The sequence below is a fragment of the Streptomyces sp. MGP-P1 genome, from assembly GCF_057766565.1.
This window is the reverse complement of the sequence record NZ_JBYMEM010000006.1, coordinates 708,091-724,947: the sequence shown is the minus strand read 5'-3', so window position 1 is coordinate 724,947 and position 16,857 is coordinate 708,091. Positions and strand designations below refer to the sequence as shown.

The window sequence follows — 16,857 nt, the reverse complement described above, 5'->3', positions numbered from 1 at the left end:
GTTCTTTCGGGTCTCTGTCTGATCGCGTCAGAGCTGTTCGGGCGCGCGGATGCCGAGCAGGGACAGGCCGCCTGCCAGCACCGTCCCGGCGGCTTCGGCGAGAGCCAGCCGGGCGCGGTGGGCGGCCGAGGGTTTCTCGTCACCGGAGGGCAGGGGCGGGCAGGAGTCGTGGAAGTCGAAGAACGCGTGCGCGACGGCTTCCAGCTGCCGGGCGACCCGGTCGGGCGCGCGGTGACGGGCTGCTGCGAGCAGGACGCCGGGGTGGTCGGCGATGAGGTCGAGGAGGGGGCGGGCGGCGCTGCCGTACGGGGCGGGGCCCTCGGCGGGGCTGTCGCTGTACGGGGCGCGGCTCTCGCCGTAAGCGGCGTGCGGGGCGGGTCCGGTGTGCCCGGCGGGCTGGGCGTACGGGGTGGGGTCTTCGGTGCCCGGGGCGGGCTCGGGGTGGCTTCCGCGGTGCGCCGCATGCTCGGCGTACGGGGCGGGCTCGGGGTGGCTTCCGCGGTGCGCGGCGGGCCCGCCGTACGGGGCGGGCTCGGCGGTGAAGCCGAGGAGGGCGGCCCCGCGGGTGAGCGCACGGGCCCGGGCGTGGGCGTAGCGGACCCGGAAGAGCGGGTTCGCCTCGCCCTGGACGAGCAGTTCGGGGCCGAGGGCGGCGCGGTCGTGGCCGGCGGGCCGCAGGAGCCCCCAGCGGGCCGCGTCGGACCCGAGCCGCTCCAGCAGCTCCCCCGCGGTGGCCCCGGCGGGGACGGGCCGGATCCCGGTGAGCGGTACGGGGGGCGTCCCGTGCGCGTCGACGGTGACGCCGAGGCGGGCCCAGTCCGGGTCGGACGGCTCCTCGCAGCTGGTCCGGACCCGGGCGCCCTGGGCGATGGCGAGCCGGCGGACGGCGTGGGCGGTGACGGCGGCGCGGACCTCCCGGGCGTGGTGGAACTGGAGGATCTCGTCCCGGAGCGCGTCCCCGTGTCCGTACGCGAGGCCCTGTTCCCGTACGGCGTCGAGCACGGCCCGGTCGCCCGCGGCCGGTGCGTCGAGGGTGAAGCTCAGGAACCCCGGTCCGGTGATCTCGACCCGTCCGACGCCGGGTTCGGCGGCGACGCGTTCCCGCAGGATGCGGGCGACCTCCAGGGCGGGCAGCGCGGCGTCCCCGGCGAGCTGGAGCGCGACGGCGCAGGCGTAGTCCCCGCTGCCGCCGGGCCGTGTCCTCTCCACCCGCACGCGCGCGGGCACGGGTGCGCGCAAGGCATCCTCGTCGACCGCGCGGCGCACGGCGCGCAGCACGGTCCGGGAGAGGTCGGCGGGGGTCACGGGTCAAGCGTAGGTGAGAGAGGGGGGCACTCCGCGACCCGGTTTCGCCATCCGGTCGGCCGGACCGGCCCGACGCCCGGCTCGGCCGGACCCTGCGGCACCGCCCCGGTCGGCCCGGGACCGGTTCGCCGCCCAGGTCAGCCGGTGGCGCTCCCCGCCCGTCCGGCGCCGCGCCGACCGTCCACCGAGGGCTCTTCCTCCCCCGTCACCAGCCGGCGCATGATCCGCACCAGCTCGCTGGGCTCGAACGGCTTCGCCAGGAACGCGTCGACCCCGGCGGCCACACCCGCGTCGACCTCGTAGGGCGTACAGGCGCTGATGACGGCGATGGGCAGGTGCCGGGTCCGGGGGTCGGAGCGCAGGCGGGTGGCGGTCTCCAGACCGTCCATCCGGGGCATCACGACATCGAGGGTGATCGCGTCGGGGCGGGCCCGCGCGACCATGTCCAGGCACTCGACACCATCGGCCGCGGTCACGACCTCGAAGCCCTCCAGCTCGAGATTGACCCTGATCAGCTGCCGGATGACCTTGTTGTCGTCGACAACAAGCACGCGGCCGTAAGCCCCTGGCACCCTTCGAGAGTAGGTCGGCCGGAGGTGCGGCGTCCGGGTTTTGTCCACTTCCGCCCCCGTGAGGTGGCCACGGCCCCCACGGACCGCCCGACCGGGGCGATTGAGCCCCGGAGGCACGGCGGAATACCTGTTCACGGACACCCCGCGGGAGCTGGTAGTGTTTCACCCGTCGCAGAGCAGCACCGCGATACGCCCCCGTAGCTCAGGGGATAGAGCATCGGCCTCCGGAGCCGGGTGCGCAGGTTCGAATCCTGCCGGGGGCACCACAGTTCAGGTGCCATACAGGCCCTCTGATCAGGCATTCAGCCAGATCGGGGGGTCTGTTTCCATGAGTGGGCAGATGCCAGTGGGCGCGGCCCCGGCAGATGCCAGTGGCCGCGGCCCCGGGACGGCCACCGTGGGACTGCCGAACCGGGTACGGCCGACGGCGAAGGTGTCCGGGCGGCGTCCACCCCATCCCTCTTCGCCGGGTGCTGGTCGGCCACCGGGGGGTTGCTCCTCGCCTCCGTCGTGGTGTTGGCGCGGCCTGTGCCACCGGGTGCCGGGAACGGTTCGGGCCCGGGCCGTGCTGTTGCGCCCGGCTGAGCCCCGGCCGGACGGTCGCTCGTCGTCGCGTCTGTGGCGGGCCGGTCGCGTCCATGGGTCCATCGGGGCGCGGAGGGCCTGACCTGGTGATCTGCCTCCGCTCCGACTGGGCCGCGCCGGGTATGCGCGGGAGTATGGTTCAATCCGGCCAGGCAAGCGCCAGACGGGAGGCTCGGTTCGTGCGAGAAGGCGACCGCAGGCGGGGCCCCCTGCGCACACGGAGCGGGGCCGCCGCAGCGCTCTCCCGGCACCGTCGCAGCGCGGCATCGGCCGGCCGTTCCGTGATCCGCGACCACTTGGAGTGGCTCAACGAGGCGAGTACGAGCATCGGGACCACGCTCGATCTGGAGCGCACGGCGCAGGAGTTGGTCGAGTTCATCGTGCCCCGGCTGGCGGACGGCGGGGCCGTCGATCTACTCGAGTCGGTGCTTCGTGGCGAGGAGGGTGTGCGGGCTGACGCACAGCCGACCGACACCCGGGCCATCGCCGTGACCGTCATCGACGCGCTGGCGCACCTGGAGCCGGACACGGTCGGGGAGATCTCCGTCTATCAGGAGAGAGCGGTGGACCGCTGCCTGACCGAGCGGAAGCCCGTGCTGCTCGCCCGGTTGAGCGCCGAGGACTACGGGTGGGTGGCTCCTACACCCGAAGCGGCGGCGCTGTTGCGCGACGGGGGCGTGCACAGCTACATGGCTGTGCCGCTGATCTCTCGGGGCGTACTGCTCGGTGTGGCCGATTTCATTCGCGCGGGCAACAGGCCTCCCTTCACCGACACCGATCTCGCGCTCGCGATGCAACTCGCCTCGCGGGCCGCTGTCTTCCTGGACAACGCGCGTCTGTACGGGCAGGAGCGGGAGCGCCTGGTCGCCCTCCAGCGCAGCCTGCTCCCTCGTGCCGTGCCGAGCACACCGGGCCTGGACGTCGACGCCTTCTACGCCCCGCCGACGGACATGAGCGGCGTCGGCGGGGACTGGTACGACGTGGTGGCTCTGCCGGGGGGCCGGAGCGCCCTGATCGTCGGTGACGTCATGAACCACGGCCTGTCGGCCGCGGCGACCATGGGGCGGCTGCGTACGGTGGCGCGCACGCTCATGGCCCTGGACATCGCCCCCGAACACACCCTCGCCCGCATGGACCTGGCCGCCCGCGACCTGGACGACGACCAGGTCGCCACCTGCCTGTGCGCGGTGTACGACCCTGCGACCAGGGAATACACCCTGGCGAGTGCGGGACATCCGCCACCGTTGCTGGTCGACGACGCGGGGCACGCCACGTACGTCGACGTGCCGCTGGGCGCACCGCTCGGCGCCGGCGTCATCCCGTATACCTCTGTCCGTCTGCCGGCGCCCACGGGAAGCCGGCTCGTGCTCTACACCGACGGGTTGTTCAAGACCCGCACGGATGAGCTGGACACCCAGCTGGAGAGGCTGCGCGACACCGTGGAGCGGATGGATCCCGCTCTCCTGGGCACTCTGGTGACGTCCGGGGCGGGACCCGGCACCCGCTTCGACGAGGCTGTCATGCTGATGTCCACCAGCCGCCCCGTCTCCGGCGAGGGTGACGTCGTCGTCTGGGAGCTGCCGTCCGACGCCACCGCTGCTTCCGCCGCCCGTCGGCTGGTGCGGGAGCAGCTCGGCCGGTGGAACCTGGCCGGGCTGGCCGACACCACCGAGCTCGTCGTCAGCGAGCTGGTCGGCAACGCCCTGCGTTACGGAGGCGGCCCCGGTCAGCTGCGGCTACTGCGTCACGACCGGGTGACGGTCGAGGTCACCGACACGGGAGCGGACCTCCCGCATATTCAGCCGCCGACCCTCAGCGATGAAGGCGGCCGAGGCCTCCAGCTCATCAACATGCTGTGCCGGCGCTGGGGATCCTGCCGGACGCCCACCGGCAAACTGGTCTGGGCCGAACAGGACGTCACCGCCGCCGCTTTCGACCCCGACTGACGGATGTCGACGGTCGGGCCGCCCTGGCGGAGCGCGGTCCGGCTCGCCCCCGCGAAGTGGGCGGTCAGAACTTGCCGTTGACCGGGATCCAGCCGGACCAGGTCTCGGGCTGGTAGAACTTGCCCGTGTCGCCGTCGTAGCGCAGGACCCGCAGACGTACGTTCCCGTCCTCGCGGTAGTCCTTGTTGCAGGTCGCCCAGGTGTCCACGCCCAGCTTGTTGACGCAGACCTCCTCGGCGCGCCCGTAGTCGGTGTAGACACCGACCGCCGCGGACATGCCGTCCTTCTTCGTGTCGCCCGCCCAGACGACGTCGCCGTTGTGCTGGAAGCACCCACTGGTGCCGTAGGCGGCGGTCGAACCCAGGCACACGCTCGACGACGGAGCGGCGGCGGCCACGGCTTCCGCCTGTCCGCCCGGCGCCGCGCCTTCCACCGGTCCCGCCGGCTCCGCCGGTCCTGCCGGTCCCGCCGGGAAGGGGACGGTCTCCCCGGGCGCCGTGGCCCCGCCTTCGACGATCCGCACGTCCGCCGGCATCCGCACTTCCTGGGGGCCCACCGGTACGTCGTCGGCCAGCGCCGGCGTCACGGTGACCACGGAGACCGCGAATGCTGACGCGCCGGCGAGAACGCTCACCTTCGAGCGCCACTTTTCACGCATGCTTCACTACCCCCGCGCCTGACCTCTGTTGCGAGGTCATCAAATACCAATATGTGAACAGAGTGTGAGACTAAGAGATCGTCGTGACGGATGGAAGGGGCTCCCGTGACGCGGGGGCCCCCTGGTGCGAACGATGCACACCCGGCAGGCACGCCGCGGGCACAGGAAGAGGGGCGGGCGCACCTGCGTGCGCCCGCCCCTCCTGGGTAACCGGTGTCACCGCACGGGTGGCCCCCCGGCCGGCTCCCCCTCGGCGAAGCCGTGGAACGAGAGATCGAGGGCGCATTCCGCCGGGATCGCGGCGGCGGAGGTCTCGCACCTCGCGGGGCCCGCCCCGACCCGGCCGTCCTTCTCGGGCGGACCGGCCCGACGCTCGCCCGTCTCGAGGGAGCCCGCCATGCCGTCCACGGGAACAGGCGTCGCAGAGGTGGCGGGACCGGCGGGACGGGTGGCGTCGGCGGTGTCCGACGGGGACGAACAGGCGGCTGCGCCCGCCGTGACGCACAGGACGAGTGCGGCCGAGACCGCGACGGTGCGACATCGCATGAGGATCCCCCTACGCGGACGCCCGGACATCCGGGTCGTCAAGCGATCCACGGTGCCACAACGCGCGGCGCCGAAGGCGGAGAACGCGTGAAAAGGCGGGGCTGGTGTGCGCGGCGCGTAAGGTCGCCGTTACGCAGCGCATACCCGATAGGCATATGCCGAACCGTCCTGCGCTCCCCCGGTGAGCATGCGGCCACCGCGGTCGATCGCCGTGGGCCCGGGTATCGAGCGCCTGTACGGAAAGGATGTCTGGTGAAAGCTGGTACTCGGCTGTCCGGAGGGGGACGCATGCGGGGGCACGAGCACAGCACGAACGCCAACGACCTGAGCGGCACGGTGCACGGTTTCGTGGTGCAGACGGGGAGCGTGCACGGCGGGATCCACGTGTCCGGGGCCGGGGCGCGGGAGGAGGTACCGCCACCCTGGCAGTTACCGCCCTCGGTCCGGATCACCGACCGCACCGACGAGCTCCGCGCCCTGGAGGCGCACCGGGACCGGGCCACGGAGGACGGGCATCCCACGCTGGCGGCGGTGAGCGGGCTGGGCGGGGTGGGGAAGACCGCGGTCGCGCTGGCCTGGCTTCATACGCTGCGCCCGCACTTTCCCGGCGGTCAACTGTACGCCGATCTGGGCGCGCAGGCACCGGACGGTCCCGCCGACCCCGGAGAGGTGGTGGCCAGGTTCCTGCGGGCGCTGGGCGTCCCGAGCGGTCAGGTGCCTTCGGCTCTGGGTGAACGGGTCGCGCTCTACCGGTCGTTGACGGCGGGCCGGCAGCTCGTGGTGCTGCTGGACGACGCGGCGACCGCGGCCCAGGTGCGGCCCCTGTTGCCGGCGGGACCGTGTGTGACGGCGGTGACCAGCCGTCGGAGGATGCCGGGGCTGAGCCTCGACGGGGGCCATGTGATCCATCTGGAGCCCCTCTCCCCCGAGGCGGGGGTCGAACTGCTCGACGCGACCCTCGCCGACGGCCGGGTCGCCGCCCAGCCCGAGGAGGCGCGGGCCCTGGTCCTGCTCTGCGCGGGGCTGCCGCTCGCGGTGCGCATCGCCGGGGCGCGGCTGGCGGCCCGCCCCCGTCAGGGCATCACCGCGATGGTCCGGGCCCTGTCGGAGGAGCACGAACGGCTGGAGGCACTGGCGATAGAGGGCGACCACGACGTGCGGGCGACGCTGGACCTCTCGTACCAGGGCCTGCCCCCACGGCGGCCCGCCTCTACCGGCTGCTGGGGCTCCACCCGGGCAGGGAGTTCGGCGTCCCGGTGGCGCGGACGCTGCTGGGCGGGGACGCCGTCGAGGCGCTCGACGCGTTGCACGACGCGAATCTGCTCGTCGACGTCGCCGAGGCGTCGGGCGGTGAGCGCTACCGGTTCCACGATCTGGTGCGGCTGCACGCCGCCGCGCGGGCCGCTCAGGACGAGAGCGGCGACGAACGGGCCGCCGCGTTGCTGCGCATCGGCCACCACTATCTCGCCGCCGCCGGCCGGGCCGAGGAGATCATCGAGCCCGGACGCGCCGGTGCGGCGCGGGAGTTCGGGCGGGGCGGGGAGGCGGGGTCCGTCGCGGAGGAGGACTTCGATCCCGTCGGCGGACAGACGGCGGCGGAAGCGGCGCTGGACTGGCTGGAGCGGGAGCTGCCCAATCTGATGGCGGTGGTCCGTCTCGCGCGCCCGATGGGTGCTCCGGAGCTCGCCTGGCAGCTGACCGACGCGTTGTGGCCGCTGTTCCCGCGTCGCAAGCTGTACCGCGAGTGGATCGAGGCGCACCGGGAGGGGCTGCTGGCCGCCGAGGAGGCGGGAAACGGTGAGGCGTCCTGCCGGATGCTGACCTCCGGCGCCCTGGGGAGGCTCGCCACCGGTGATCACGCCGAGGGGCTGGCCATGTTCGAGCGGGCCGCCGCCTCCTTCCTGGAGCGCGGCGACGCCCTCGGGCACGCCCGGACGCTGAACTACCGGGGGCTGGCCCATCAGCGGCTCGGGCACCAGGACCGCGCGGCCGAGTACTTCGCCCGGGCGGCCGCCGAGCTGCCCGCCCACGGGGATCTCCGGGCCGGTGCGCTGGCCCGGTTCAATCTGGCCGACATCGCCCTGTCCCGGGAGCGGTACGAGATCGCCGCCGTCGAGGCCGAAGCCGCCCGCCTCACGCTGGAGGCGGCCGGCGACACGTACAACGCGGCGCGCGCCGCCGGCCTGACCGGCCGGGCCTGCGTGGGTCTGGGCAGGCTCGACCGGGCGGAGGCCGAGCTGTCGGCGGCGCTGTCCGCGTTGCGGGCGGAAGCCGCCGGGTTCGAGGCGGCCCACGTGCTCGGAGGCCTCGCCCTGCTCTCCGAGCGGCGCGGGCAGCAGTGGCAGGCCCGGCAGTACTACCGGGAGGCGGTGTCCCTGTACCGCTCCGTCGGCCGCTCGGGGTCGGCGGAGGCGGTCGGGGCGGCGGCCCGGCTCGGTGCCCTGGAGCCGCCGGGGACGGAGGGCTCCCCGCCCGCGTCCCCGGGACCGGGCCTGTCCGGGGAGGGTAGGGGCGGGGCCGGCGCGTAGTCGCGTACGGTCCTGACGACCCGTACGGCGGCCGGGTCGAACGCCTCCGGGTCCAGGCCCGCCACCAGCCAGACGTGGGCGACCGAGGCCCAGACCGCCCAGGGTTGCACGGGCCCTCCGGGTCCGCGGACCAGCAGCCGCGGCCGGCCGCCGAGCCGCAGCCAGCAGCGCGGGCCCCGGTACACGGCCACCACCAGGGCGCCGGGGTGGCAGTCGGCGAGTTCGGCGGCGTACCGGGCGGGGCCCTCGTACGGCGCCCGCGCACCGGACGGGAGCTCCGCCACCAGGACGTCCGCCAGCAGCGGCATCGGGTGCGCGGCCGGGAGCCGGACGCGCAGGTGTTCGTCGACGACCCGCAGTGGGCGGTCGGGGTGCAGCAGGGCGGCTCCGGTCCGGCGGACCCCGCGCTGCGGGGCGTCCTCGGTGAGCCGTACGGTCGTCGCGGTCATCGGGCGTGCCCCCAGCCGTCGTGGCACGCCGTCACCGGCAGCGGCGCGTGGTCGGTACGCGGGCGGACGGCGGGGGCGCGCAGCCGGAGCTTGCGGTAGATCAGGGCCCGCATCCTGACGGCGAACCGTCCCGGCTCCGAGGTGATCCGGGCCGTCACCTGCGCGTACCGCTCCGCGCGGTAGGCCGCGGCGGCGCGGGCGAGCTGGCGGTCCAGGGGGCGGTCGGCGTATAGCCGCGGGGCGAAGGAGGCCAGTTCGGCGGCGGGCGAGCCGGGGTCCAGGTCGCCGTCGGGGACGTTGCCCATGAGGACCGGGACTCCGGTCATCGCCCCGTAGAGCGAGACGGAGCCGTGGTCCCCCACGATGTGGTCGGCGGCGACCAAAGCGCCGACCCAGTCCGCGTGCTGGCTGATCACCAGGAGCCCGGAGCGCACGAGCCCCGCGAGCCAGCTGCGGATCTGCCATTCGCCGTGGGCGTTCCAGACGTGCGGGTGGAGCAGGAGCGCGACCCGGAAATCCTCCCGGGGCAGCTCGTCGACCAGCCGTTCCAGAAGTTCCCACTGGCGGCCCAGGAGGGAGCCCGGCCCCCAGGTGGAGGAGACGGTCACCAGTCGCTGGCGTGCTCCGACCCCCAGGGCGTCGCGGTAGAGGGCCCGTTGCGGCAGGCTCGCCGTGATCCGGTCGGAGCAGGGATCGCCGACCACCTCGGCGGCGGGCAGCGCCTCGGGGCACGCGCGGCCGAGGCGGGTCAGGTCCTCGTGGTGGGCCAGCACGATCGATTCGGGCACCAACCGGCCGTCCTGGACGAGCCATTGCCGGTCGAGTCCGTAGATCCCGCGCCCGGCGACCTGGCGGCCGCGTTGCCCGGCGGGGATCAGCTTGTTGTGCCCGACGCCGTGCGGCAGCACGATCACCGGGGCGTGCAGTTCCTGGAGCCCGCCGTGGGCGGCCGCCACCGCCAGGTCGAAGGGCAGTTGGACGGCCTGGTGCCAGGGCAGGACCAGGCCGCCCAGCCGTTGCAGGAAGTGGTCCACGCCGTGGCTGAACACGTCGGGCGCCTGGGTGAAGAACACCTGCACCCGGGCGTCGCCCTCCAGCAGCCGTACGGCTTCGAGCAGCCGCTGTCCGGCCGTGACGGTGTGCACCACGGCCAGGATCTTCCTTCGGGTACGCCGGGTGGCCCAGCGTTCGACGTCCAGGCGCACCGGTACAAGGGGCCGGTACGCATCCGGCATGGTCAGGCTCATCTGATCAGTCCCCGTTTCCGTCGCCGCGGACCAAAGGCCTGCGGAGGCCGCGGCTGACGGCGGCCCGGGACGCATCTGCCCACCGACGTGGACAGGCGGCTTGCAGGAATCCTGCGTTCCAGCTGTACGCGGGAAAGCGCCGCGCCATGCGCCCCGCTCACGCCCCCCGTGCGCTCTGGTCCGGGCCGGTGGCGCAGGGAACAGTGGGCTGTTCCGCACAGACGTGCGGACGCTGCCGGTGGCGGCAGGAAGTGGCGCACCCATCGGGGGGCGATATGGACCTTCTTGCTCTGGGACCTCTGGAACTATGGCACGGGGACCAGCAGCACTTGCTCGGTTCGGTGAAACACCGCTGCGTGCTCGCCGTTCTGGTACACGCGCGCGGGGAACCTGTCGCCGTGGACACGTTGATGGAGCGCGTCTGGGGCGACGAGCCCCCGCCCAAGGGTCCGGCCACGCTCCAGACGTACCTCTCCAAGCTGCGTAGACACCTGCGCGACGCGGTGGGGCCGCTCGTGCGGCTGGACCACACGCCGCCCCGGCTGTACCGGCTCCGGATGAGCGACCAGAACGATCTGGACCTGGTCCGCTTCCAGCGGTTCCGCGCCGAGGCCGCGGTGGCGGCGGAGCAGGGCCGCACGGACTGGGCGATCGGGCTGCTGCGGACCGCCGAGAGCATGTGGCGGGGCGAGCCGCTGACCGAGAGCTCCGGCGAGTGGGCGGCCTCGGTGCGCACGCGGCTGGTGGAGGACCACCGTCATGTCCGGGAGGAGCGCATCCGGCTGGAGCTGGAGCTCGGGCGGCATGCCGATCTCATCGGCGAGCTGCGCGAGTTGGCGGCGGAGAGCCCGCTGGCGGAAGGGGTGGTCGGCTCCCTGATGCTGGCACTGACCCGCAGCGGGCGGCACAGCGAGGCGCTGGAGCTCTACCGCACGACGCACACCCGCCTGCGTGAGGGGCTCGGCATGGAGCCGGGTGCCGATCTGCGGGCGCTGCACCAGCGGATCCTGGAGCAGGACCTGGGGCTGGCAGGGCCCCGTGCGGAGGCCGTCACCATCGGGGCCCCTGCCCCGGCCGCACCCACTCCCCCGGCGCCCGGCGCCGCCCGGACCTCGCCCACTCCCCCCACGCCCAGCGCCGCCCCGGCCGCGCAGCCCCCGTCCTGCCATCCGGGTCGCAACAACCTGCCCCGCGATACCCGGGACTTCACCGGCCGGGCCGAGGAGTTGGCGCTTCTGCGCGAGGGGATCGCCGACGCCGACGGGTACGCGCTGCCGCTCGCCGTTCTGCATGGAATGCCCGGTATCGGCAAGACCGCGCTGGCGGTGCACGCCGCGCACCGGCTGGCCGAGGACTATCCGGCCGGTCAACTGTACGTCGATCTGCACGGGTTCAGCGGCAGGCGACCCGTCGACCCGGCCGAGGCGCTGGCCTTCCTGCTACAGGCCGCCGGGACCGCCGAGGCGCTGCCCGACACCCTCGACGGGCGGGCGGCCGCATGGCGGGAGTGGACCGCGCACCACCGGGTGCTGGTCGTGCTCGACAACGCCCGGGACGCCGCACAGGTGCGCCCGCTGCTGCCCGGGTCGCCCGGATGTCTGGCGATCGTGACGAGCCGCAACCGGCTCTCCGCACTGGACGGGGCCACCTCCCTGCCGGTGGACGCGCTGTCGGCCCGGGAGGCGGCGACCCTGTTCACCCGGATCGCCGGCACCGCCCGCACCTCCCGCGACCCGGAGACGCTGAAGCTCCTGGTGGAGGCCTGCGACCGCCATCCGCTGGCCACGACGCTGCTCGCGGGCCGCTTCCGGCATCGGGAGATCTGGGACCTGCGCCATCTCCTGGAGCGCCTGGCCCAGTCGAGCGATCCGCTGGACGGACTCGACGAGGAGGTGTTCGTCTCGGCGTTTCGCTTCTCGTACGCGGAGCTGACGCCCGGCACGCGCCGATTACTGCGCCTGCTCGCGCTGCACCCCGGGCCCGACATCACGGCGACGGCCGCGGCGGCCCTGTCGGGGAGCCCGCCCGGGCCCGTCGGCGGCGGGGGCGTGCGGCGGGGCATCGAGGAACTGCTGGACTGCCATCTGCTGACCGAGCCGACGCTCGGCCGCTACCAACTACACGACCTCACAAGGGCGTTCGCGCTGCGCATGTCCACCGCCGAGGAGGCGGAGAGCGCCCGGGGCGATGCCGTCGGCAGGCTTCTCGGTTACTGCCTCACCTCCGCGTACCGGGCCCACCGCGCCACCCACCCGCGCCGCAGGGCCCTGGAGCCCGAGCAGGTGTCGGTGTACGCGGCCGAGTTCGGCGACGCCCAGGAGGCGGTGGCCTGGCTGGGCGTCGAGCGGGCCAACCTGCTGGCCGCCGCCCGCACGGCTGCCGCAGAGGACCCGCAGCGCGCGGCGCTCTTCCCGCACGCGCTGGCCCCGTCGCTCAGGATCTGGGGCAGCTGGGACATCACCAACGAGCTGTACGGCGCGGCCGTGGAGGCGCTGCGCTCCCGGGGCAACCCGCTGCTGCTGGCGCAGACCCTGGTGGAGGCGGCCGAGGTGCTGGCGCAGACGGGGCCCGGGGAGGCCCTGAGCTGCGCGGGCGAGGCACTGACCCTGTTCCAGGACCTGAAGGACCCGGCGGGGTGTGCCGACAGCTCGCTCCAGGCGAGCCGCGCGCATCTGGCCGCCGGACACACCGGGCCGGCGCTGCGCATGGTGGCGCGGGCGCTGGAGATCTACCGCGGCCTGGGCGACCTGCACGGTGAGGCGGACTGCCTCAACGTCGAGGGGGCCGCGCTGTACTACGAGGGGCGGTACGACGAGGCGCTCGGCCGGGCGCGCCGGACACTGCACATCCACGAGGGCACGGGGGATCTGCTGGGGCAGATCCGCGCGCACAACAACATCGGCGAGATCCACCAGCTCCAGGGGCGCATCGAGCGCGCCCACGACCACCTCGAACGGTCGAGGGTGCTGGCCGGCCTGCACAGCGGAGCCCAGGAGCTGGCGATCCTGGACACCAACATGGGTGCGGTGCACCAGGCCATGGGGGACACGTCGCGAGCGCTGGAGGGTTTCCGGCGGGCGCTGGCGAGCCACCGGGCCCGGGGGGACGCGCTGGGCGAGGCGAACGCGCTGATCGGTATGGGCGCCGCGTACGCCGAGAACGGCGACACCGGTGAGGCGCTGCTCTACTTCACGGCGGCGGAGAAGGTGGCCCGAAGGATCGACAGCGCCTACGAACGCACCCGGGCCCTGCTCGGCGTGGCCGACGTGCATGCGGCGGGCCGGCCGGAGGTGGCGACGGAGGCGTACGAGCAGGCGCTGGAGCTGGCCGAGCGCACCGGCTCCCGCCCCGCCGCGGCGCGAGCGCTGGAGGGTCTGGCCCGTACGGCGCTGCGTATGCACCGGAGCGACCTGGCTGTGGAGTACGCGAGGAGGGCGGAGGAGGTGTACCGGACCCTGGGCGCCGAGGCCGAGGCGGAGCGCTTGCGGGAGCTGCTGCGGGAGGAGACGAGAAGGACCGGCTCCTGAGCCTCGCCCGGGTGCCGGTCCGTTCGACCGCGGTGCGGATCAACCGCAGGTGACGTGGCCCTTCGGGCCGCGCGGGGTCACCACATCCACTGGAGAATCTTCCACATACGCGTGACAACTACCTTCGTTATGAACTGACTTGGCCTTGCTGCGAGCACCGGCGAACCGGCTCAGCGATCATGACACAGGAAGGGGCCTCGATGATCCGAACACCCTCACCCGTTCGAGTTTTCTTTCTGTGGCCTCATCCAGCAACTCCCCTACCTGGCATGCCATTTCGCCACATAGGCCACCGAACGACGTGATGTACGGGGCAGAATCTCCGGCCCTCCGCGCGTGAGGCGGCACGGCCCCGGGCAGAGTCGGAGTGACCTTTTCGGCTCGACGGTGGGGGGACCGTTATGGAGTCCGACGATGGGTACGAGGCCGCGCGGCAGGGGCAGGGAGTCGGCGGGTCCGGGTTCGGCGGGCCTGTGCCACCTCCGCCGCCCTCCCGCGCGCCGGCCGTCGGGCCGCCGCCGCCCGGTGCACCCCTGCGTGCGACCGGTGCCGCGCTGCTCAATCTGACCGGACTCGGGCTCGGTTACGCCCTGTTGGGGCGCTGGGTGCGGGCGGCTGTGTGCTGGGCGGCCACGGCGGTGCTGCTGTGGGCGGCGTTGCCGGCCGATCCGGACGGGGTGCCCGGTGGCGTTCTCGTCGGGTATCTGCTCGTGCTGGTGCTCGCCGCCGCCGACGGGGCGCGGATCGCCCGGCGTTCGGCGCTGGGCGGGGCGTGGCGGCCCGTTCTGGCGGTCGGGCTCGGCGTGGTGCTGCTCGCCGTGCCGACGGGCGGAGCCGTGGTGTACGGCTCCGCGCGGGACGAGGCGCGGGAGCAGATGCTGCTGGACCGGCTGGCGGCCGGGGATGAGCGGGTCGCGGCGGCTTCGCGGCAGCCGTTCGGCTCGGCGAAGGGCGAGTACGAGCGGGCGCTCGACGCCTATCGCGCGCTCGGCCAGGACCATCCCGGCTCCCGGGCCGCGAAGCTCGTCCCGGACCGCCTGAAGACGTACTACGACGCGGTCTCCGCCCCGTACGCGGAGAAGCGGCTCTGTGAGGCCGTCGCACCGTTGACCTATCTGCGGACGCTTCCGGACTCGGTGGACGAGAAGCTGCTGGGCGCGCTCGCCGCGTGGCCCGACGAACCGCTCGCCGTGTCGCTGTACGGGTGCGGTGTGTCGCGTCTGGGCGGGCCGGACGGCGGCGGCGGCACGGAGCTGGGAGAGCTGTTGCGCACGTTCCCCGATTCCGCCTCCGCGCGGCAGGTGGGGCCGGCGATCGGGAAGCGGATCAAGGAGCAGGTCGCGGCGTTGAAGGGGGCCGAGCCGTGTGCGGCCACCGAGGTGCTGCGGGGCCTCGGCGCCACCGCCTCCGGTCTTCCGGCCGAGGGGGTGAAGGCGCTGCGCGGCGATGCCGACCAGGGTGTCGTGGACGGGGTGTACGCCTGTGGGGTCGACCAGTTCGAGGACGCGAAGTTCGACGACGCGCGCACGACGCTGACCGACTTCGCGCGGACGTACAAGAGCGACGGACGGGTGCGGCAGGCGCAGAACATCGCCATAGCCGCGGAGATCGCCGACGACCGGCCGGCGGCGGGCAAGCGGCTGCCGCCGTCGAAGCGGCCCGGCGGCTCACGCATGGAGCTGGTCATCAGCAATGACGCGCCGAACGCGGTCGAGGTGCTGTACACCGGTCCGGTCACCGGCACCGCCACGCTGAAGGCCTGCGCCGGCTGTGAGCGGTACAGCGCCTCCGAAGGCTCGCGGCGGGCTTGCGGGGCGAGCGGCAGGAACTACCCGAAGGCCCGGCTCCGGCTGCCCGCCGGGGAGTACCACTTCCTCTACAAGCACGGCACGGGCGCGACCGCGCGGGTGGACAGCTACTCCTCCGGGACGAAGGTCCAGCCGGGCTACACCTACACCAGCTGCACGTACGTCATCGAGCGGAGCCCGTTCGACCTGGACCTGCCGCAGCTTCCGGATCCGATCCAGCCGGTGCTCGGCCCTTAAGGGCGCGGGCTCCTCTCATTGACCCGGCCGCCCGGTCCGGCGGTGAGGAAGGCGCCGCCGTGCACGCCGGAGACGTAGACGCGCAGCACCGGGGTCGTCGTGGACCCGGGCGGCAAGAGGCCCTCGGCCGTGAGCCGTTCGCGGGGCGGCGTCGGGGCGCGTCGTCCTGGGGCCGCGTCCCCGTCAGGCCGAGGTGCGTTTGCGGGAGGACGCGGTCTTCTTCGCCGCCGTGCCGCCGCTCGACGGCGTCCGCTTCTTCGCCGTGGTCTTCTTCGCTGTGGACGCTGTGGACGCTGTGGACTTCTTCGCCGTGGTCTTCCTCGGCGTGGTCTTCTTCGCCGTGGACTTCCTCGGTGTGGACTCCTTCGCCGCGGTCGTCTTCGCCGTGGACTTCTTCGCGCCGGTGGACTTGGGGGCGGACTTCTTCGTCGTGGAGCTTCCGGAGCGGGTGACCGTCTTGCCGGTCGGGGTGCGGTGGGTGGTCTTCTCCGCGGCTCTGGTGGTCTGCGCGGTCTTCCCTGACGCCTTCGACGACGTCTTCTTGATGGGGTGGACGTCGGCCATGTCATCGCCGCCGTCGCCCTCGCCGTCGCCGTCCTGGGATCTCCTGGCCGCCCGCACGCTGTTCTCCAGGGCAGCGATCAGGTCGATGACCTTGCCGCCGCCGGTGTCCTCGGGTTCGGCCGGGAGCACGCTCTCGCCGGAGGCCTTCGCGGCGACGAGCTCCTCCACCGCCTCCCGGTAGTCGTCATGGAGGCTGTCCATGTCGACCTCGCCGAGGGTGTCCATCAGGGCGTCCGCCAGGTCGAGTTCGGCGTCGCGGACCGTGACGTCGCCGTCCGGGGCCGCGTCCTGCGGGGGCCGGATCTCGTCGGGCCACAGGAGGCCGTGCATGGCGATCACGTCGTCCACGACGCGGAGCATGCCGAGCCGTTCGCGGCCGCGCAGGGCGTACTTGGCGACGGCGACCCTGTTGCTGTGCTTGAGGGCCTCGCGGAGCAGGGTGTACGGCTTGGCGGCCGGGACCCCGTTGGCGGAGAGGTAGTACGCCGTGTCCATCTGGAGGGGGTCGATCCGGTCGGCGGGCACGAAGGCGACGATCTCGATCGTCTTCGCCGTCGGCAGCGGGAGCTGGGCGAGATCCTCGTCGGTGATCGGGATCATCGTGCCGTCGGCGTCCTCGTACGCCTTGCCTATCTCGCCGCCGGAGACCTCCTCCTCATCCAGTTCACAGACCTTGCGGTACCGGATCCGGCCACCGTCGGCGAGGTGGATCTGCCGGAAGCTGATCGAGTGGTTCTCGGTGGCGTTGATCAGTTTGATCGGGATGCTGACCAGCCCGAAGGAGATCGCGCCGTTCCATATGGACCTCACCGTTCACCCCTTGCCGACCGTTGAGCACCCTGAAGACGTCAGAGACGCTTTGGCATGGTTTCGTGTGATTCTTAT

9 protein-coding genes, 1 tRNA gene and 1 pseudogene are annotated in these 16,857 nt (G+C 73.3%); 5 read left to right on the top strand and 6 right to left on the bottom strand.

Annotation, left to right across the window (positions count from 1 at the left end):
• Window positions 1-27: 27 nt before the first annotated feature.
• Both nrtL and AC3CH1_RS18990 read right to left on the bottom strand, forming a co-directional pair.
• Window positions 28-1,305 carry an ArgS-related anticodon-binding protein NrtL gene (gene nrtL, locus AC3CH1_RS18995; protein ID WP_488464024.1) on the bottom strand — a complete coding sequence of 426 codons (1,278 nt, stop codon included), beginning with the start codon at window positions 1,303-1,305 and terminating at the stop codon, window positions 28-30.
• A 137-nt stretch (window positions 1,306-1,442) separates the two neighbouring features.
• Complete coding sequence (locus AC3CH1_RS18990) at window positions 1,443-1,856, bottom strand: response regulator (RefSeq protein WP_488464023.1); 414 nt, start codon at window positions 1,854-1,856, stop codon at window positions 1,443-1,445.
• Window positions 1,857-2,068: 212 nt separating this feature from the next.
• On the opposite strand from AC3CH1_RS18990, the gene AC3CH1_RS18985 reads away from it, so the two are divergent.
• Window positions 2,069-2,143, top strand: a tRNA-Arg gene (locus AC3CH1_RS18985).
• Between the two features lie 600 nt (window positions 2,144-2,743).
• The gene (locus AC3CH1_RS18980) at window positions 2,744-4,408 is read left to right on the top strand and encodes an ATP-binding SpoIIE family protein phosphatase (protein WP_488464441.1); all 1,665 of its coding nucleotides are present in this window, start codon (window positions 2,744-2,746) and stop codon (window positions 4,406-4,408) included.
• A 64-nt stretch (window positions 4,409-4,472) separates the two neighbouring features.
• Here AC3CH1_RS18980 and AC3CH1_RS18975 read toward each other — a convergent pair whose 3' ends face one another.
• Window positions 4,473-5,066 (bottom strand): hypothetical protein, encoded by a 594-nt coding sequence (locus tag AC3CH1_RS18975; RefSeq protein WP_488464022.1) that lies wholly within the window; start codon window positions 5,064-5,066, stop codon window positions 4,473-4,475.
• A 216-nt stretch (window positions 5,067-5,282) separates the two neighbouring features.
• Window positions 5,283-5,612, bottom strand: coding sequence for a hypothetical protein (locus AC3CH1_RS18970; RefSeq protein WP_488464021.1), 330 nt, complete (start codon window positions 5,610-5,612; stop codon window positions 5,283-5,285).
• Window positions 5,613-5,900: 288 nt separating this feature from the next.
• Here AC3CH1_RS18970 and AC3CH1_RS18965 point away from each other — a divergent pair.
• Window positions 5,901-8,140, top strand: a pseudogene (locus AC3CH1_RS18965) (ATP-binding protein).
• 445 nt (window positions 8,141-8,585) lie between these two features.
• Here AC3CH1_RS18965 and AC3CH1_RS18960 read toward each other — a convergent pair.
• Window positions 8,586-9,836, bottom strand: coding sequence for a hypothetical protein (locus tag AC3CH1_RS18960; protein ID WP_488464020.1), 1,251 nt, complete (start codon window positions 9,834-9,836; stop codon window positions 8,586-8,588).
• 275 nt (window positions 9,837-10,111) lie between these two features.
• Here AC3CH1_RS18960 and AC3CH1_RS18955 point away from each other — a divergent pair, with 275 nt between their 5' ends.
• Window positions 10,112-13,363, top strand: a complete 3,252-nt coding sequence (locus tag AC3CH1_RS18955) for an AfsR/SARP family transcriptional regulator (protein WP_488464019.1) — start codon at window positions 10,112-10,114, stop codon at window positions 13,361-13,363.
• Between the two features lie 401 nt (window positions 13,364-13,764).
• Window positions 13,765-15,408 carry a hypothetical protein gene (locus tag AC3CH1_RS18950; protein WP_488464018.1) on the top strand — a complete coding sequence of 548 codons (1,644 nt, stop codon included), beginning with the start codon at window positions 13,765-13,767 and terminating at the stop codon, window positions 15,406-15,408.
• A gap of 183 nt (window positions 15,409-15,591) precedes the next feature.
• On the opposite strand, the gene ku is transcribed toward AC3CH1_RS18950, so the two are convergent.
• Window positions 15,592-16,782 (bottom strand): non-homologous end joining protein Ku, encoded by a 1,191-nt coding sequence (gene ku, locus AC3CH1_RS18945; RefSeq protein ID WP_488464017.1) that lies wholly within the window; start codon window positions 16,780-16,782, stop codon window positions 15,592-15,594.
• Window positions 16,783-16,857 lie beyond the last annotated feature (75 nt).